Source organism: Amycolatopsis sp. WAC 04197, assembly GCF_003947475.1.
In the GTDB taxonomy this organism is placed as follows: Bacteria; Actinomycetota; Actinomycetes; order Mycobacteriales; family Pseudonocardiaceae; genus Amycolatopsis; species Amycolatopsis japonica.
The window spans coordinates 246,846-264,509 of the sequence record NZ_QHJK01000001.1 but is presented as its reverse complement, the minus strand read 5'-3'; the positions used below and the strand labels follow the sequence as shown (position 1 = coordinate 264,509).

The 17,664-nt window shown below is 69.0% G+C and carries 18 protein-coding genes; 7 read left to right on the top strand and 11 right to left on the bottom strand.

Features of this window, described 5'->3' with window-relative positions; genetic code table 11:
- Positions 1-183: 183 nt before the first annotated feature.
- Positions 184-852, bottom strand: a complete 669-nt coding sequence (locus DMC64_RS01250) for a response regulator transcription factor (protein ID WP_125731488.1) — start codon at positions 850-852, stop codon at positions 184-186.
- Positions 849-1,973 (bottom strand): sensor histidine kinase, encoded by a 1,125-nt coding sequence (locus DMC64_RS01245; RefSeq protein WP_125731486.1) that lies wholly within the window; start codon positions 1,971-1,973, stop codon positions 849-851. Before DMC64_RS01245 ends, DMC64_RS01250 begins: the two co-directional genes overlap by 4 nt.
- Positions 1,974-2,113: 140 nt before the next feature.
- Between DMC64_RS01245 and DMC64_RS01240 the strand changes: the two genes are divergently transcribed.
- Positions 2,114-2,599 carry a helix-turn-helix domain-containing protein gene (locus tag DMC64_RS01240; protein WP_125731484.1) on the top strand — a complete coding sequence of 162 codons (486 nt, stop codon included), beginning with the start codon at positions 2,114-2,116 and terminating at the stop codon, positions 2,597-2,599.
- Positions 2,600-2,601: 2 nt separating this feature from the next.
- Positions 2,602-3,159, top strand: coding sequence for a PIN domain-containing protein (locus DMC64_RS01235; RefSeq protein ID WP_125731482.1), 558 nt, complete (start codon positions 2,602-2,604; stop codon positions 3,157-3,159).
- On the opposite strand, the gene DMC64_RS01230 is transcribed toward DMC64_RS01235, so the two are convergent.
- Positions 3,133-3,990: a hypothetical protein gene (locus DMC64_RS01230; RefSeq protein ID WP_233629527.1), complete on the bottom strand. Its 858-nt coding sequence runs from the start codon at positions 3,988-3,990 to the stop codon at positions 3,133-3,135. The two genes, DMC64_RS01235 and DMC64_RS01230, sit on opposite strands and share 27 nt — an antisense overlap.
- A 63-nt stretch (positions 3,991-4,053) precedes the next feature.
- Positions 4,054-4,887: a helix-turn-helix transcriptional regulator gene (locus DMC64_RS01225; protein ID WP_125731480.1), complete on the bottom strand. Its 834-nt coding sequence runs from the start codon at positions 4,885-4,887 to the stop codon at positions 4,054-4,056.
- A 108-nt stretch (positions 4,888-4,995) separates the two neighbouring features.
- Between DMC64_RS01225 and DMC64_RS01220 the strand changes: the two genes are divergently transcribed.
- The 3 genes from DMC64_RS01220 to DMC64_RS01210 are packed head-to-tail and all read left to right on the top strand — an operon-like array spanning position 4,996 to position 7,878.
- Positions 4,996-6,426: an MFS transporter gene (locus DMC64_RS01220; RefSeq protein WP_125731478.1), complete on the top strand. Its 1,431-nt coding sequence runs from the start codon at positions 4,996-4,998 to the stop codon at positions 6,424-6,426.
- Positions 6,427-6,479: 53 nt separating this feature from the next.
- Positions 6,480-6,998, top strand: coding sequence for an RNA polymerase sigma factor (locus DMC64_RS01215; RefSeq protein ID WP_037333763.1), 519 nt, complete (start codon positions 6,480-6,482; stop codon positions 6,996-6,998).
- Positions 6,991-7,878 carry a VOC family protein gene (locus tag DMC64_RS01210; RefSeq protein ID WP_125731476.1) on the top strand — a complete coding sequence of 296 codons (888 nt, stop codon included), beginning with the start codon at positions 6,991-6,993 and terminating at the stop codon, positions 7,876-7,878. The genes DMC64_RS01215 and DMC64_RS01210 overlap by 8 nt, the downstream gene beginning before the upstream one ends.
- A 185-nt stretch (positions 7,879-8,063) precedes the next feature.
- On the opposite strand, the gene DMC64_RS01205 is transcribed toward DMC64_RS01210, so the two are convergent.
- The 3 genes from DMC64_RS01205 to DMC64_RS01195 are packed head-to-tail and all read right to left on the bottom strand — an operon-like array spanning position 8,064 to position 11,473.
- Positions 8,064-9,827 (bottom strand): gamma-glutamyltransferase family protein, encoded by a 1,764-nt coding sequence (locus tag DMC64_RS01205; protein ID WP_125731474.1) that lies wholly within the window; start codon positions 9,825-9,827, stop codon positions 8,064-8,066.
- A gap of 32 nt (positions 9,828-9,859) precedes the next feature.
- The gene (locus DMC64_RS01200) at positions 9,860-10,267 is read right to left on the bottom strand and encodes a hypothetical protein (RefSeq protein ID WP_233629587.1); all 408 of its coding nucleotides are present in this window, start codon (positions 10,265-10,267) and stop codon (positions 9,860-9,862) included.
- A gap of 12 nt (positions 10,268-10,279) precedes the next feature.
- Positions 10,280-11,473 carry an FAD-dependent monooxygenase gene (locus DMC64_RS01195; RefSeq protein ID WP_125731470.1) on the bottom strand — a complete coding sequence of 398 codons (1,194 nt, stop codon included), beginning with the start codon at positions 11,471-11,473 and terminating at the stop codon, positions 10,280-10,282.
- A 113-nt stretch (positions 11,474-11,586) separates the two neighbouring features.
- Between DMC64_RS01195 and DMC64_RS01190 the strand changes: the two genes are divergently transcribed.
- The gene (locus DMC64_RS01190) at positions 11,587-12,165 is read left to right on the top strand and encodes a TetR/AcrR family transcriptional regulator (RefSeq protein WP_125731468.1); all 579 of its coding nucleotides are present in this window, start codon (positions 11,587-11,589) and stop codon (positions 12,163-12,165) included.
- On the opposite strand, the gene DMC64_RS01185 is transcribed toward DMC64_RS01190, so the two are convergent.
- On the bottom strand, positions 12,160-13,470 hold the full coding sequence (locus tag DMC64_RS01185) for a UDP-glucose/GDP-mannose dehydrogenase family protein (RefSeq protein ID WP_125731466.1): 1,311 nt from the start codon (positions 13,468-13,470) through the stop codon (positions 12,160-12,162). The genes DMC64_RS01190 and DMC64_RS01185 overlap by 6 nt on opposite strands.
- 158 nt (positions 13,471-13,628) lie before the next feature.
- Here DMC64_RS01185 and DMC64_RS01180 point away from each other — a divergent pair, with 158 nt between their 5' ends.
- The gene (locus DMC64_RS01180) at positions 13,629-14,387 is read left to right on the top strand and encodes an SDR family NAD(P)-dependent oxidoreductase (protein WP_037333780.1); all 759 of its coding nucleotides are present in this window, start codon (positions 13,629-13,631) and stop codon (positions 14,385-14,387) included.
- A 61-nt stretch (positions 14,388-14,448) separates the two neighbouring features.
- On the opposite strand, the gene DMC64_RS01175 is transcribed toward DMC64_RS01180, so the two are convergent.
- The 3 genes from DMC64_RS01175 to DMC64_RS01165 all read right to left on the bottom strand — a co-directional run bounded on the left by DMC64_RS01175 (position 14,449) and on the right by DMC64_RS01165 (position 17,575).
- Positions 14,449-15,123 carry a class I SAM-dependent methyltransferase gene (locus DMC64_RS01175; RefSeq protein WP_125731464.1) on the bottom strand — a complete coding sequence of 225 codons (675 nt, stop codon included), beginning with the start codon at positions 15,121-15,123 and terminating at the stop codon, positions 14,449-14,451.
- Positions 15,124-15,240: 117 nt separating this feature from the next.
- Complete coding sequence (locus tag DMC64_RS01170; RefSeq protein ID WP_125731462.1) at positions 15,241-15,849, bottom strand: PadR family transcriptional regulator; 609 nt, start codon at positions 15,847-15,849, stop codon at positions 15,241-15,243.
- Positions 15,850-15,928: 79 nt separating this feature from the next.
- Positions 15,929-17,575, bottom strand: coding sequence for a TM0106 family RecB-like putative nuclease (locus tag DMC64_RS01165; RefSeq protein ID WP_199754843.1), 1,647 nt, complete (start codon positions 17,573-17,575; stop codon positions 15,929-15,931).
- Between the last annotated feature and the right edge of the window lie 89 nt (positions 17,576-17,664).

Sequence of the window (17,664 nt, the reverse complement as noted above, 5' to 3'; positions counted from 1 at the left end):
CTCCTGGTGGGGACGAAAAAGAGGTACCAGTGGAGTCTGTGCACGTGCAGATGCACGACCTAAGTCAAGGCGTGCTCCGAGTCGGCCGGGTGGCGAATTAACGGACTGTCGACGTCAGGCCACGCTTGACGACTCCCCGTCACGGCAGAGGTTTTTCGGCAATCTCAGCATTTTGGGGGAATCTCAACCCCGGCGAGGGCTGACCAGCCCCGATTCGTAGGCGAGCACCACCAGCTGGGCCCGGTCGCGTGCCCCGATCTTGGTCATGATGCGGCTGACGTGCGTACGCGCGGTGGCCGTCGAGATCACCAGATGCGCCGCGATCTCGTCGTTCGACATACCGCCGGCGACCAGGCCGAGGACCTCGCGTTCGCGGTCGGTGATCTCGCGGACGGCGCTCACGTCGATGCGGCGGTTCTCCGGGCGGTCGACGAACTCCGCGATCAGCCGCCGGGTCACCGTCGGCGCCAGCAGCGCCTCGCCCGCGGCCACCACCTTCAGCGCCCGCAGCAGCTCCACCGGATCGGTGTCCTTCAGCAGGAAGCCGCTCGCACCGGCGCGCAACGCCTCGTAGACGTACTCGTCGACGTCGAACGTGGTCAGGACCAGGACCTTCACCCCGGTCAGCTCGGGATTCGCGGTGATCCGCCGGGTCGCTTCGAGCCCGTCGACGCCGGGCATGCGTACGTCCATCACGACGATGTCCGGCCGGTGCTCGACGGCGGCCGCGACCGCCTGCTCGCCGTCACCCGCCTCGGCACAGACCTCGAAGCCGTCTTCGGTCTCCAGCAGCACCCGGAAACCGGCGCGGACCAGCACCTGGTCGTCGGCGAGAACCACCCGGATCGTCATTCTTCCCCCTCGATGGGCAGGTCCACGCGGACCTGGAAGCCGCCGTTCACCACCGACGTCGTGAGCGCGCCGCCCAGCGCGGCCGCCCGTTCGGACATCCCGCGCAGCCCGTGCCCGGGCGCGGGTTCGACGGCGCCACGGCCATCGTCGCGGACGAGCAGCGTCAGCGCACCGGTTTTCCGCTCGAACCTGACGTCGACGCCCCGCGCCTGGTTCGCGTGCCGGACCACGTTCGTCAGCGATTCCTGCAGGATCCGGTACGCGGCGCCGTCGACCGGGGCGGGCAGCTCCCCCGGCTCGCCGTCGACGCGGACCTCCAGCCCGGCGGCGCGGGCGTGCTCGAACAGCTCCTCGGCCTGGGCGAGGCTCGGCGCGGGCGCCTTGTCCTCCCCGGACCGCAGCACGGCCAACGTCGCGCGAAGGTCCTTCAGCGCCGACGCACTCGCTTCCTTGATGTTCAGCAACGCCTCTTTCGCCTGCTCAGGACGCCTGTCGGCGACGTGCGCGGCGACCCCGGCCTGGACGTTGATCATCGCGAGGCTGTGCGCGACGACGTCGTGCACCTCGCGGGCGATGGTGAGCCGCTCCTGCTCGGCCATCCGGTGCCGATGCTCGTCGGCCTGCTCGCGGCGGGCCCGCGCGGCGGCCATCCCGTTGCGCACCGCCGTCCCGACCCCGACGACCGCGATCACCCAGACCAGGCCCAGGCCGGTCCGCAGGTCGAAGCCGGCGAACCCGTGCCGGACGAACAGCGCGATGCCCGCCACCGCCAGCAGCGCTCCGCCGGTGGCCCCGGCGACGACCGGCCCGCGGATCTTGGTGAGCAGGAAGAGCGCGATGGTCGGCAGCACGATCGCCGGACCGCCCGGGTTGCCGGACGCGTAGTAGCCGAGCGTCAGCGCGGACGTGAGCAGGAAGATCGTCATCGGGAAGCGGTGCACGATCAGCAGCGGCACCGCGATGGCGACCAGCCACAGCACCCCGATCGAGGTCAGCTGCGGCGCGCCCGGCTGCCAGCGCGAGGCGCCGCTCGTGGCGCCGAGGACGAACCCCAGCGGCAGCACCACGCGCAGCACGCGGCCCACCCAGCGAGTCCACGGATACCGTTCCTTCAGCAGCACAGGACGAAAGCTACCCGGGGCGGAGGCGTGTCGCGTCCGTTGAAAAGCGGCTTCCGGGCTACGCCGCGTGCGGTAGCCGCCGGCCGGGGATGCGTCTTTCGTTTTTTTCGATTACCTTGGTGGTATCCGAGGGAGGCGACATGACATCGACGATCGAACAGCACACCGTTCTCCCGCCATCCGCCACCGAACCGGACGCCCGCCGGGAGCTCCGGCGGCTCGACGAGTTCATGATCGCGACCACGCCGGCACATCAGGCGAAATTGGTGGGCCCGGACGGCAGCGAGGTGGCACTTCCCGAGCAGGTCTACGACGTGCTTCGGGACGTCGTGAAGGCGATGTCCCAGGGCTTCGCCATCAACATCGCGCCGTTGAACGCCGTCCTGACCACCCAGCAGGCGGCCGACATGCTCAACGTCTCCCGGCCGACGCTGGTCAAGCTTCTGGAATCCGGTGAGATCCCGTTCGAGAAACCGGGACGTCACCGGCGGGTTCTTCTCAGCGACTTGCTCGACTACCGGGCGCGTTCCCGTGCGGAACGGCAAGGAATACTCGATGAGCTGACAGCTTCGGCGAGCCGGGACGGCAGCGATGACATCGTCGACGGGTTCGTCCAGACTCGCTAGCCGTGTCGTTTCCCGCCTTCCTCGATGCTTGCGTGCTCATTCCGATCCGGTTGACGGATCTGTTGCTGCGACTGGCGGAGGCCGGCACTTATCGCGCTCTGTGGTCGGGCGAGGTGCTCGACGAGGTCGAGCGGAATCTCGTCGGGCATTTCGGCCTGGAGCCGCAGCAAGCGAAGCGACGGTTGACCGGTATGCGCTCAGCCTTTCCGGATTCCGAGGTCACCGGCTACGAGCCGCTGATTCCGACCATGACCAACCATCCGAAGGACAGGCACGTCCTCGCGGCCGCGGTTCGCGCGAACGCCGCCGTGATCGTGACGGCGAATCTCAAGGACTTCCCGGCCTCGGCTCTCGAACCTCACCAGCTCGAGGCCGTGCATCCGGATGACTTCCTGCTCGATCAACTCGATCTGTATCCGGCGGCCACACTTCGCTGCCTGCGCGAACAGGTCAACGCCCTCGAACGGCCGCCGGAGACCTTGAGCGAGTTCCTCGAAAGATTCGAGAGAACGGTGCCCGCCTTCAGCAAGGAATCACGTCGTCTGCTCGACGGCGGGTAGCCGCCGCAGGACCGAGACCATCATGAGCACTCCGCCGGCCACCTGCACGGCCAGCACCGCCGCGTGATCGGCGGATCCCATGGTGACTGCGGCGAACAGGCCCCACGCCCCGGTGCCCGCCATCGCCCCGGCGCCGGTCCACACCAGTACCAGCCTCGGCCAGAACCGCCCTCGCGAAACGTTCGCCAGCGCGAGAACGGCGAGGAGGGTGAGCACGGCGATCACGATGTCCTGCCCACGAGCGGCGATGCCGCCGGAGCCGAACGCCCAGATCATGTGGAAGGCCGCGCAGACGAGTGAGGCGACGATGCCCAGCACACCCGACGCGCCGATGGTCCCCGGTTTCACGGTGCCGGTGACGACGAACCACCAGCGATCGCGGGCGTAGAGCACGAACGCGGTCAGCAGCAGGATCCCCTGCCAGGCGAAACCGCCGTAGACGACGGCCCAGACCCAGTTCTCCAGCGGCATTTCGGCCAGTTGAGCGGTCGACAGGTCGGCGACGATCACCGGGATGTCCAGCACGATCGGCGCGAGCAGCCCGGTGCCGATCCAGATCGGGAACAGGACGAGCGGCGCGGGGATCCGCCGTCCCCAGGAGTAGGTGAACGCCAGCGCCAGCACCACCGCGACGACGTCCATCCCGCCGGTCGCCAGATTCGCCAGCAACATCATGTCCGAGTCCACAAAGGACGGATCTCGGAGGCCGAGGCTGCCTCCGGTGACCCAGGACGCCTTCAACGTCAGGTACGGGAGCGTGCCGAGGATCGCCGCGTAACAGACGATCAGGCGAGCGCTGGAGATCTTGGGTGGAGCCATCGCTACGGTCATGCACTCAGCGTCGGTGTTCACGCCGCGGAAAGGCTCCCTCGCGAGCCTGGTCCGCCTCCCCCTTCAGAAGGAGCTGGGCAGTTTCGCCGCGGTCTCTTCGTCCGCCGGGGTCAGCGTCGCCAGGGAGATCTCGGAACGCCGCCCGAGGTACAGGTACGAGAACTCGAACCGCAGCAGGCCGACGTCGGGATGCAGGTATCGCTTGAGCACGATCCGTTCGGTGGAGACGTCGTGTTCCTTCCACATCCGCTCGAACAGCTCGGACTCCTGCCGCAGGCGTTTGACCAGGTTCTTCCACGCCGGTTCGGCGAGGTGCTCGGCCATCGCGGCGCGGAAGCCGGCGACCACCCGCGGCAGGTTGAGCTCCCAGTCCGGGAGCCTGCGGCGCCACTCGGGATTGGTCAGGCACTGGATGAGCGTGTTGCGCTCCTCGAACGGGATGTCGTCGAGGCCGCCCATCAGCCAGTCGTAGGCACGGTTGTAGGCGAGGATGTCGCACCGCGCGTTGCGCACGCAGACCGGGAACGGCTCCAGTTTGTTCATCATCCGGTGGATGTTCTGGCTGAGGAGCTTGCAGTCCTTCTCCAGCGGCGGTTCGGGCGCGCCGGCGAGGGTGAACAGATGCGTGTGCTCGTACGGATCCAGCCGCAGGGTGCGGGAGATCGCGTCCAGCACCTGCTCGGACGCGTTGATGTCGCGGCCCTGTTCGAGCCACGTGTACCAGGTGACCCCGACCCCGGCCAGCTGCGCGACCTCCTCGCGCCGCAGTCCCGGCGTGCGGCGTCTGCCGCTGATCGGCAGGCCGACCTGATCCGGGGTGATGCGCTCGCGGCGGCTGCGCAGGAACGCGGCCAGCTCGTGCCGCCGCACCTCGGCCACTCGCGAATCGACGGTCATGGTCACCTCATCAGGTTCGCAGAGCTCGAAGCCGGTTACCAGGTAGTGGTGGTACCAGGATAAACACACTCCTGGTACCAGGGTCGCGATCGGCTGATCGTGGTACTCATGACTCCGACGCAAGTTCCGGCGACGCCCGCGCGCGTCACCGCCGGCCCGGCCCTGACTTCGGCGGGCCTGGCCACCGTGCTGCTGGGGGCGGCACTTCCGCTCATCGACTTCTTCATCGTCAACATCGCCCTGCCCGCGATCGGTGCGGACCTCCGCACGTCGTCGGCCACCTTGGAACTGGTGGTCGCGGCCTACGGGATCGCCTACGCCGTGCTGCTCGTCGTCGGCGGACGGCTCGGCGACGCCTTCGGCCGCCGCAAGCTGTTCCTGATCGGGCTGACCGCGTTCACGTTCACCTCCCTGCTCTGCGGAATCGCGCCGACGGCGTTGACGCTGGTGCTGGCACGGGCCGCGCAGGGGGCGGCCGCCGCGCTGATGCTGCCGCAGGTGCTGTCGATCATCCAGGCGGCGACCACCGGCGAACGCCGCTCCAAAGCCCTCGGTCTCTACGGCGCGACGGCCGGGCTTTCGATGGTGCTGGGCCAGTTCCTCGGCGGGGCGCTGGTCGCCGCCGATCTCTGGGGTACCGGCTGGCGGCCGATCTTCCTGGTCAACGTGCCCGTCGGCCTCGCCGGACTGGTGGTCGCGCGGCGGCTGATCCCGGAGAGCCGTTCGCGGAACCCGATCGGTATCGACCGTCCCGGCACGGTCTTCCTGGCGATCGCACTGGTGTCGCTGCTCCTCCCGCTGGCGGAAGGACCGGTGCTGGACTGGCCACTGTGGACGATCGCCCTGCTCGTGGTGTTCCCGTTCGCCGCGGCCGGATTCGTCCACGTCGAGCGCCGGATGGAACGCCGGGGCGGTGTCCCGCTGCTGCCGCCGTCGGTGATGCGGATGCCGAGTGTGCGGCAAGGTCTGCTGGTCGGGGTGCCGTTCTTCATCGGCTTCAGCGCGTTCATGTTCGTGTTCGCGGTGACGTTGCAGGACGGCCTGCACCTGGGGCCGTTCGGTTCCGGCCTGGTGACGGCGCCGCTTTCGCTCGCGTTCTTCGCGATGTGCCTGGTCAGCAGCCGCCTGGTGACGCGGTTCGGGCAGCGGGTCGTGGCCGCCGGTCTCTCGGTGCAGCTGCTCGGGCTGCTGGTGCTGATCGGGACCGTGCTGCTGGAATGGCCGAACCTGGGTGTGCTCGATTTCGCGCCGGGGATGCTGCTGTGCGGTCTCGGCCAGGGACTGGCGATGACGACGGTGTTCCGGATCGTGTTGTCGAAGGTGCCGCCGGAGATCGCCGGGGTCGGCAGCGGGATGCTGACGACGTCGCAGCAGGCCGCGATGGCGCTGGGCGTCGCGACGCTGGGGACGTTGTTCGCGTCCGCCGGTGCCGGGCCGCTCGGGATGAAGGGCGCGTTCGCGCTGGTCATCGGCATCCAGGCGGTGCTGACGGTCGGCGTGATCACGGTGGCGCGGCGGCTGCCGGACCCGCGTGCCTGAGAAAGTTCGGTTTCACCCGTCGGAGTTGTGGCTCCCCGAGCGACGATGGGGATGTGACGGAACCACGGGTGCATCGGGACCCGGCCTTCGCGCTGCTTTCGCTGTACGAGACGGCGTTGCCGGAGGTCTACGGGTACCTGCTGTCCCGGTGCGGTGATCGCACCCTCGCCGAGGAATTGACGTCGGAGACGTTCCTCGGCGCGGTGAGGGCCTGTCGCAAGGAGCTCGCGCCGCCGGTGAGCACCGGGTGGCTGATCGGCGTCGCCCGGCACAAACTCGCCGATCACTGGCGGCGCAAGGAACGCGAGGAACGCGGGCTGCGGCTCGTCCACGAAGAGGAGTACACCGATCCGTGGGACGAACGGCTGGACGCGCTGCTGGCACGCGAGGTGCTCGCGTCGCTCGGGGCGCATCACCAAGCCGCGTTGACGCTTCGCTACGTCGACGGCCTCCCGGTCCCGGAGGTCGCCGAGCATCTCGAGCGCACGGTGCACGCCACGGAGGCGTTGCTCGTGCGGGCCCGTGCCGCGTTCCGGCGGGCTTACCAGGAGAAGGAGGGTCGCGATGTCTGATCCATTCGACGCGCTTCGCGCGCCCTCGCAGCCTGTCGAGCCTGACCCGCTCTTCGCCGCCGAACTGCGCGACAACCTTCGTCGCGCCGTCCTGAACGGAGCCGAGATGACCGAAACACTCACCACCACCGATGCCGAAGTCCGCTCTTTGACGCCGTACCTCGTGGTGACGGACGCCCGCGCCGCGCTCGACTTCTACGTCGAGGTGTTCGGGGCGCGACGGCGGTCCGAACCGATCGTGATGGAGGACGGTCGCGTCGGGCACGCCGAACTGGCCATCGGGGACAGCGTGCTGATGTTCGCGGAGGAGTTCCCCGAACTGGGCATCGTCGTGGCGCCCGCCGGTGGCCCGCTGATCCGGGTCGAGGTCGCGGACGCGCATGCTTCGGCCGCGCGGGCCGTGGAGCTGGGCGGAGAGCTGCGACGTCCCGTCGCGGACGAGGGCCACGGGCTGAGCGGGGAGATCAAGGACCCGTACGGCCAGCGGTGGCTCGTCGCGCAAGCGGCGCCTCGACCCGCTTCCGGCGCTACGCCGATCCGGCACGGCGAAGCGGGCTACTTCACCTTCCAGGTCCCGGACGACGAACGCGCGAAGGCGTTCTACGGCGCCGTCCTGGGCTGGCAGTTCTCGCCCGGACGGGTCAAAGGCGGTTGGAGTGTCGAAGGCTCCGGCCTGCAGGGCGGGCTTTGGGGCGGCCCGGGGCGGCAGGTGGGCTGGAAGGTCATGTACGCCGTCGACGACCTCGCCGCCGCCCTCGACCGCGTCCGGGCCCAGGGCGGCCAGGCGGGCGAAACCGAACAGCAGCCCTACGGCCTGAGCGCCGAGTGCGTGGACAACCAGGGCATCGAATTCTGGCTCTGGGAACAGCCGCGCTCTTGAGTCACTTCCCCACCCCCCACCACTCCCAGGGGGGCGACCCCGAAGCCAGTCTATCGCCGATGGGGGCCGGGAGGCGGACGTGAGCCGGGTTGTCCACAGGTGGGAGCCATTGTGGACAACCGCTTGCCGTGAAGGCCTCCTTCCCTACCCTGAAAGTAGGGAAGGAGGCCTTCACGGCAAGAGAGTCAGCGGCCTGCCGCGTAGCCCTGCATGCCGCGCGCGTTGGCGGCGGCGCGGAGCACGCCGCCGGACCGGGACACGGCCGAAAGCCGCCCGAGCGCCCAAGGTCCGGCGTCGACGACGGCGTGCCCTCGCTCGGCAAGTGCGTCCATTGTGGACTGACCGAGCCGTGACTCGACCACCAGTTCCCGCGGCGTCCACGAACGCGGATAGAACGAACTCGGGAACGCGGTGGTGTGCCACGCCGGTGAGTCGATCGACTCCTGCAGGTTCAGCCCGCCGAGCGTGTGCGCCAGCCAGAAACACAGCTGCCACTGGTCCTGCTGGTCGCCACCGGGCGTGCCGAACGCGAGCACCGGCTCGCCGTCACGCAGGCCCATCGACGGCGAAAGCGTGATCCGCGGCCGCTTGCGTGGCGCCAGCGAATTCGGCAAACCCTGTTCCAGCCAGAACATCTGCCCACGCGAGTCGAGACAGAACCCGAGTTCCGGGATCGTCGGGCTCGACTGCAGCCAGCCACCCGACGGCGTCACCGAGATCATGTTCCCGGCCGCGTCGACGACGTCGATGTGCACGGTGTCGCCGCGGGTCTCGCCCAGCGGGCCGACCGTCGGCTCCCCCGTCGCACCGGAACCGGATTCCAGCCCGCGCAGCCTTTCGAGGATCGCGGGCAGCCGCGGCGAGGGTCCGCCGGGCCGCAGTTCAGCGGACGCTTCGTCAGTGATCAAGGCCCGGCGGGCGTCCGCGTACTCGCGGGAGATCAGCAGATCGATCGGCACGTCGGGCGAATCGCCGTACCACGCCTCCCGGTCCGCGAAAGCCAGCTTCGCCGCCTCGACGGCCAAGTGCACCGTGCGTTCGGTCGGGATTCCGTCCACATAGGACAGTTCGTCGCGCAGGCCGTCCAGCAGCCGCGCCTGCTGCAGCAGCGCCGGGCCTTGCGTCCAAGCGCCCATCTTCACCAGGCCCCAGTCGCCGAAGTCGACCTGCAGCGCGTCCTCGTACGTCGCTTCCCACCCCGCGATGTCCTCGCCGGTGAGGAGACCGGCGTGATCGCGGCCGGAATCGTCACGGAAAGCCTTGCGGCTGAACGCCTCGATCGCTTCGGCGACGAAGCCCTGCGACCACGCGCGACGTCCGGCGTCGATCTGCGCCTCGCGGCCGCCGACCGACTCGGCCTCGGCGAGCAGCCGCTCCCAAGTGTCCGCGAGCGCCGGATTGCGGTGCAGGCCTTCGACCGGCTTGCCATCCCGCATCCAGAGCGCCGCGGACGTCGGCCAATGCTCGGTGAAGAGGTCCTGGACCGCGCGGATCGTGTCGCCGACCCGGCTGACCAGCGGAATCCCGTTGCGTGCGTAGGAAATCGCGTAGCCGAGGACATCGCGCAACGACTTCGTGCCGTGATCCCGCAGGAGCAGCAGCCAGCCGTCCCACGCGCCCGGGACCGTCGCGGGAAGCAAGCCGCTGCCGGGGATCAGATCGAGCCCGAGGTCCGCGAAGTACTCCGGCGTCGCGGCCGCGGGCGAGACTCCCTGGCCCGCGAGGACTCTCGGAGTCCGGTCAGTCGCGGTGACGAAGATGCCGGGGACCTGCCCCGCCGGGCCGCACAGATGCGGCTCGGCGATCTGCAGGACGAATCCGGCCGCTACCGCCGCGTCGAAGGCGTTGCCGCCGTCTTCCAGCACCGCCATGCCGGTGGCCGAGGCCAGCCAGTGCGTCGATGCCACCATGCCGTGGGTGCCGGCCAGTTCCGGCCTGGTCGTGAACACGACGGTGATACTACGCTTTGCTAACTACTTTTTCAGTCCCAGTAGTTGAAGAGGGCTTCGCCGAGGTTGTCAGGTCGCCAGTACCTGACGTCGTCTTCATCGACCCAAGGCCACTCGGCCTGGTCAAGCGGCCCCTCCAGCTCGGCACGGGCGAAGACCCGGCAAGCGGGGAGAAGCTCCTTCAGCACGGCCAGCAAGCCCGGCTCGTCGACGAAGGTGAGCGAACCGAATTCCACCGGCGTCGCGGCGATGCCGAGCCCGTGCCAGGTCGCGTTCCTGCCCCAGTCCCGCGTCCACAGCACGGCGACGGTGCGGTGGGGATAAGCGATATGGCACTGGTCGAAATTCGGCGCGTAATAGGAGTACTGGAACTCCTTCACAGCACCGGCCGTCCTCCGGGCAGCCTCATAGCAGGCCCGGCGGAATTCCTTCTGGTCCATCACCCGCCGAAACTATCCCCGCGCGGCCACCGGAGCGTCATAGTTTTCCAGCGTCGCCGCGTTCGCCGCCCGCGACGTGATCCACGTGAACACCTTGGTCATCGGCCGTGAACCCAGCACCCGGTACAGGAAGTTCCGGTAGCCGACCATGAACCGCGTCTTCGGCGCGAGGAACGTGCCGATGCCGGCCGCCTGCTTCTGCGAGATCTTCACCGGACCGCGCAATTTCTCTTCGTACCGCGCGAAAGCGACCTCGTGGTCGCCGTGCGCGGCGGCGAGTTCCCCCGCCAGGATGTACGCGCCCATCATCGCCAGCCCGGTGCCCGAACCACCCGGCCCCGCGCACCAGGCCGCGTCGCCGAGCAGCACGACCCGGCCCCGCGACCACTTGTCGAGGTGGATCTGGCTGAGCGAATCGAAGTACAGCGTGTCCGCGCCCTGGAGGCTCTCCAGCAGCGCCGGGATTTCCCAGCCGAAGTCCGCGTAGCGCTCGGCGAGGACCTTCTTCTGCGCCTCGACGTCGCGTCGATCCACTTCGAGCGACTCCGACGCGAAGATCAAACCGACATTGAGCGCCGAGCGATCGCGGCCGCTGGCGACCATGACCGTCCGGCCGGGGACGCTGCAGATCTGGCCGAGGTGGTCGAGGTCGAGGTGATTGGGCGCGCTGAAGCCCGCGGTGTGGAAGCCGAGGTCGGTGCGGAACAGCTCTTCGTCGCCGAACGTCAGCCGCCGCACGCCCGAGTGCAGCCCGTCCGCGCCGACGACCAGGTCGAATCTGCGTGACTCGCCGTGGGCGAAGCCGACGTCGACACCGTCCGAGACCTCGTCGAGCCCGGTGATCCAGTCGCCGAAGATGTACTCGACGTCGTCTTTCGTGTGGTCGTAGAGGATGCGCGTCAGGTCTCCGCGCTCGATCTCGACCTCGCCGCTGAAGAAGACCGACGGCATCTGCGCGACCTTCTTGCCCCGAGTGTCGACGATGACCTGCGCGCCCATCGCGGTTTCCTTCGCGCGGATGTCTTCGAGGATCCCCATGCGTTCGAGCAGCGTCATCTGCTCGCCGCGGAAGTCGACCGCGCTGCCGCCTTCACGGAGAGCGGGCGCCCGCTCGACGACGGTCGGCGCGAAACCGCGCTCCCGCAGCCAGAAGGCGAGGGCCGGGCCCGCGATGCCGGCGCCGGAGATCAGAACGGTGGTCGTCATGGCTTGCTCCCTGGGTTCGTGGTGATGGGAGTGACCGTACGGCAGATTTGCACGCTTGGTCAAGCCGCTTGGTCAAACCAAACGGATAAACCGCGTGGTCTAGGATCGCGGGCATGGGTAATCGCGAGGACCTGATGGCGGGCGCCATCGAGTGTTTGAAGGAAAAGGGCTGGTCACGCACGACGGTGCGGGATATCGCGACGGCGGCGGGAGTCAGCCACGCGGCGATCGGCTACCACTTCGGATCGCGCGAAGCCCTGCTGCTCACGGCGTTCTCCCAGGCGATGGACGACTGGGGCAAGGAGATCCAGGCCGAGATGCGGGGCGCTGTCGACCCCAACGCGTCACCGTCCGAGCAGTACGCGGCTTCGTGGCGCGCGATGATCGACTCGTACGGGCGCAACCGCCAGCTGTGGATCGCCTCGATCGAAGCGTTCGTGCAGTCCGAGCATCACCCTGAGCTGCGGAAACAGCTCGCCGCCGCGCAGCGCGAGGGCCGCCGGGGGATGGCGGCGGGCATCCTCGGGATCGACGAGGACACCCTCACCGAGGCGGACGAACGCCGGATCGGCGCGGTCGCCACGGCCCTGAATTCGGGCGTGATGCTGCAGCACATGCTCGATCCGGAGAACGGCCCGACGGCCGAGGAGGTCGTGGACGGGCTGCTCAAGCTCGTTTCACTGGTGTCATGAAACGGCGACCTTCCGCCGCAGCGCCGCCCGCGGCCGCCCGACCCCCTGCCACGACAGGCCCGCGTCCAGGATCTGGTGCGGATCGAGGAGATTGCGCGTGTCGACGACCGAATCGCCGTCCATCTGCTCGGCCATGTAGGTCCAGTCGAGCCGCTTGAACTCGTCCCATTCCGTCAGCACGACGACGGCGTCGGCCGCCTTCGCGACCTGGTATGGGTCGTCGACCACGGTCATGCCGTCGATGTGCCCGCCGACGGCGGGGTCGTAGGCGGTCAGTTCCGCGCCGAGCGCGCCCAGCACGGACGCGACCGCGAGGGCGGGCGAGTCGCGCAGGTCGTTCGTCCCGGCTTTGAACGCCAGCCCGAGGACGCCGATCCGCGAACCGGCGAGCGTGCCGCCGACGGCGCCGGCGATCTTCGCGACGATGCGGTCCCGCTGCGCGATGTTCTCCTCGATCGCCGAGGTGAGCAGCGTGAAGTCGTACTGCACCGACTCGGCGACCTTCACCAGCGCGCTGGTGTCCTTCGGCAGGCACGAGCCACCCCAGCCCGGTCCGGGTTTGAGGAACGAGCGGCCGATGCGCCGGTCGTAGCCCATGCCCTCGGTGACCAGGTCGATGTCGGCGCCGAGGCGTTCGCACAGTTCGGCGATCGAGTTCACATAGGACAGTTTCATCGCGAGGAAGCAGTTCGCCGCGTACTTCACCAGTTCCGCGCTGGCCGCGTCGGCGACGACGACCGGGGCGGCGAGGTCGGCGTAGAGATCGCCGACCCAGCGGGCGGCCGCGACGTCGTCCGAGCCGACGACGATCCGGTCGGGGCCGAGGAAATCCTCGACCGCGGTGCCCTCACGCAGGAACTCGGGGTTCGACACCACCGGCACGTCCGTGCGGCCGAGCATCGCCTGGATGCGCTTCGACGTCCCCACCGGAACGGTCGATTTGGTGATCAGCGCGCAGCCCGGCGGGATGACGTCGCCGATCTCGGCGGTCACGGCTTCGACCGCCCTCAGGTCCGCCGAGCCGCCCGCGCCCATCGGCGTTGGCACACAAAGGAAAACGGCCTCGGCGTCGCGAACGGCGTCGCGCGCGCCGACCACGAACTCGAGTCTCCCGCTGGTCAGCCCCCTCGACACCAGCTCGGACAATCCCGGCTCCAGGATGTCCACCCGTCCGGCGGAAAGCCTTGCGACCTTCGCCTGGTCGACATCGACGCAAGTGACTCGATGCCCCAGGCCGGCCAGGCAGGCCCCCGTGGTCAATCCGACGTAACCGGTCCCCACCACCACGATCCGAGCAGCGCTCATGCTGCTGAAGGTGACAGCCGGAGTTGACCTCCGAGCGAACGGAATGCTTCAGGCCCGAATACTCCTCACGACATGCTTCGCACCGGAGTGAGCCATCCCACCTGGGCCCGATGCGAACGAGCGTTAACCTATGAACGGTTGCCGACGAAAGGGAGAACATGCAGATCACCGATACCGCGGCGCTCGTCACGGGTGGCGCGTCCGGGCTCGGCGGCGCGACCGCGAAGGCGCTCGCCGCGAAGGGCGCGCGGGTCTTCGCGCTGGACCTCGCCGGCGCCATCGCCAACGCCGAGCAGATCGAGGGCATCACCTACGTCGAGGCGGACGTGACCGACCCGGAGCAGGTACGCGCCGCCGTCGCGACCGCGGCCGAGTCCGGGGTGCCGCTGCGGACCGTGGTGAACTGCGCCGGGATCGGGCCGTCCGCGCGGATCCTTTCGAAGAAGGGCCCGCACGACCTCGCCCTGTACGCGAAGGTCGTCCAGATCAACCTGATCGGCTCCTTCAACGTGCTGACGCTGGCCTCCGAGGCCATCGCGAAGACCGAGCCGCTGGCCGACAACGCGCGCGGCGTCATCATCAACACCGCGTCGGTCGCCGCCTTCGACGGCCAGATCGGGCAGGTCGCGTACTCGTCGTCCAAGGGCGGCATCGTCGGGATGACCCTGCCCGCCGCGCGCGACCTCGCGTCGCACGGGATCCGCGTGCTGACCATCGCGCCGGGCATCGTCGACACCCCGATGCTGGCGACGGTGAGCGAGGAGTTCCGCGCTTCGCTGGCCGAGGGCGTGCCGTTCCCGAAGCGGCTCGCGCGGCCGGACGAGTACGCGCAGCTCGCGCTGTCGCTGATCGACCACGACTACCTGAACGGCGAGGTCATCCGGATGGACGGCTCGCTGCGCATGGCTCCTCGCTGACGGATGTCATGAAAGGGTCGTTCCTGACGGAAAACGTCAGGAACGACCCTTTCATGACATTTCAGGGGCGGGTGAGGCGAACGTCCAGGCTGATGCCCGACGCAGTGATCTCACCCGTCCGGAACGCGGTTTCGGCGACCAGCCCGCCGAAGTCGACCGGCGTGTACGCCCGCCGCCGCAGCCCGGTGAGCGCCTGCCGCACACCGAGTGCCGCCAGCTTCCCGAGCTTCATGCTCTCCACCTCGCGCACGATGTCGCCATCGGTCGAGTCGCGGTTCATGTCCTGCACCACGGCCGTCCCGCCCGGGCGCAGCACGCGGTACATCTCGTCGAGCGCCTTCACCGGCCACACGAAGTTCTTGAACGCCGCCTGGCACACGACGAAGTCGAACGACTCGTCGTCGAACGGCATGGCCGCGACATCGCCCTCCCGGAACGCGACCTCGACGCCTTCAGTCCGCGCGTATTCGCTCGCGATCTCGACGAACGTCGGTGCGACGTCGAGGCCGGTGACGGAGAACCCGAGCCGCGCGAGTTCGACGGCGAAGTAGCCGGGGCCGAAGGCGACCTCGAGGATCTTCGCGCCTTCCGGCAGGTCCGCGGTGAGTTCGCGCGCCTGCTGCCGCCAGTGTTCGAGCTGCGGGCCGGTACCGCGCTGCCGGGCGTAGTTGCGCGCCAGCGCGCCGCCCATCTCCGGCAAGATCTTGAACCGTTTCCTGTCCTTGATGTTCGACATGTCTCTCCAGGTTGTTCGCCCGGAGCCCGGTTATCCTCGAAGTGCCGTCTCGTGGCCGGGTTCCGGTTGCGGGATCGTCGCCCCGGCGGGGTGCTGCAACACCTCGCCGGGGCTCTTTCAACTGCGGGTACTCCCCCTTTCCGCCAGCATGGCCCGCCACTGCGCGAGCCCCGGCATCGAGCCGGAAGTCAGTTCCCCGAGGATCGAGCGGACCCATTCGGCCTCGGCGACCCGGATCGCCAGGTGGTACTCGGTTTCGAGCAGCACCAGCCGCGGGATCTCTTCGAGGAGCCGTGCCAGCTCCGCTCGCGTCGAGGCGATGTCCTCCTCCAGCGCCGCCAGCCGGGTGCGGAACAGGGCGACCACCTCGTCCGGCCCGAGCCACCCCATCACCGACAGCCCGGCGACGAACTTCGGCTCCTCCGGCGCGAGCTCGCCCAGGAGCTCACGCAGCCAGTCGAGCATTTCGTCACGTCCGGCGTCGGTGATCCGGTACACCGTGCGCTCGGGTCGGGCGCCGTCGCGACCGCTCTCCGCGGCCTCGACGAGACCGTGTTTCCGCAGGTTGCCGACGACCGTGTAGAAGGAACCCCATTTGATCCCCATGTCGCGGTCCTTGCCGCGGCTCTTCAGGACCGAGGCCATTTCGTACGGATGCATCGGACGCTCGTTCAGCGTGGACAGGATCGCCAGCGCCAGCAGATTCCCGACCTTGCGCCGCTTCACCGCGCCTCCTCGTAGACGAGTACTCGTCCACGAGTATCCACAGAGCCGCGAGTGATCGCAAGCTCGGCGGGAGTCGGGATCAGAGGTCGTTCATGTACGGCACGGACGTCTGCGCGTGGTCGGTCATCCAGTTCCGCAGCGCGTGCGTGGCCAGGACGTCGTCCTCGTTGTAGCGCAGCAGGCGCTCCCGCTGGACGTCGTCGGGGACACCGCCGTCCATACCGACGGCGTCGCGGTACCACCGCATCGACGCTTCGCCGCCCGCTTCCGGATCGCGCCACGCGAACCCGGCGACCGGGGCGATGACCTTGAGTCCCTTGCCGTGCGAGCACAGGAACTGGTCGGTGACGCTGCGGAAGAGGTCGATCCACTCCTCGGAGTCCACAAAGGACGCGATCTCGGCCTTCTTGGGGACACCGGGGTAGTCGCCGAACCGGCTCGCGGAGCCGAAGAGCCAGCGGTTCTCGGCGAGCGCGTTGTAGCAGTAGGCGCGGAAGGTCAGGCCCGCGGCGAGCGTGCGCTCGCGGACTTCGGTGAACCAGGCCCAGAACTCCGCGAACGACCGGGCCTCGTCGGCGGTCGGCAGCGGCTCCCAGGTCGCGAACGCCCGGTAGCCCTGCTCCATGCCGATGTCGGCGCCGGTCAGCAGCGAACCCCACAGGTACGCGCCGGAATCACCGAAGCTCTCCATGTCGACGTCGACCTCGACGTCGCCGCGCGGGACCTCGACGCGGTCGACCTTGCGCACCATCGTGAGATCGGCGAGCCAGGCGCGCGCCAGGATGATCGAGTCGGCGAAGGTGCCACCGGTCCAGTTCATCGGCGGGGGCTCGTCGGCCGGATCGAGCGCGGCCAGCTTGTCCACTGTGGACACCCCGGCGCGGCGCAGCTCCATCGCGTCCTCGCCGCGGACGACCAGGCTGACGTCGCGGGTTTCGGTGAGCACGACCTCGCACGTCGGCCACCAAGGACAACGTCGGCATTCGAGGACGCGGGAAGGCTCGGCGAGCGGTTCGTCCCCTTCGGCGGCGGCGGTCGCGATGGCGAGCCTGTCTGCGAAGCGGCTCTGGTACTCCGTCAGCGCGCTTCGGCCACCGGGCCAGGTGGCCGCGGACAGGTCGTGCCAGACGACGACGTCCGCGTCGAGCCCGATGACGCCGCCGACGGCGCGGTGTCCTTCGTGCTTTCCGAGCGCTTCGAGCATCCGATAGAGGTGCGCGAGCCGCATCTGGTCGCGCGGCTGCGAGCGGACCTTTCGCGCCGTGTCGGGCATCCGGTTCGCCGGATCGAGGTCGGTCATCACGGTGGTCGGCGCGCCCGCGCCGCGATCGGTGATGCGGTGCCGCACGACCAGCACCGGCACGTAGCCGTCGCCGGTGTGGACCAGGAGTTCGGAGCCGCCACGCCGATGACCGGCGCGATCCACCGGGAGCAGCGCGCCCCAGATGTAGCGCGCTTCGGCGGCGAAGGCCTCTTCGGTGAGCTGCACGCGCTCGGCGGCCGGGAGGTCGCGAGGGATCTTGACCCAGGTCGCATCGGGTCCGGTCGCTTCCATGAGCCGCTGCACGATCGCGTCGCGATGTGCTGAGGCGTCGGCGATCCGCTGCTGTGCGGCGGGGTCGGGCGGGGCGAGCGGGACCTCGCGCATCGCCGGATCGTGTTCCAGGTGCACGCGACGCCGGCAGCGGCTCACCGCTCCCGCATCCAGTAGCACCTCGTTACTCACGGACAACACTCTAGAAGGCCACCGGCAAGCCGACATGCCCGCCACATCGGGGACCAGTAAGTTCGTCAGTGACACAGCGTGGGAGGTGC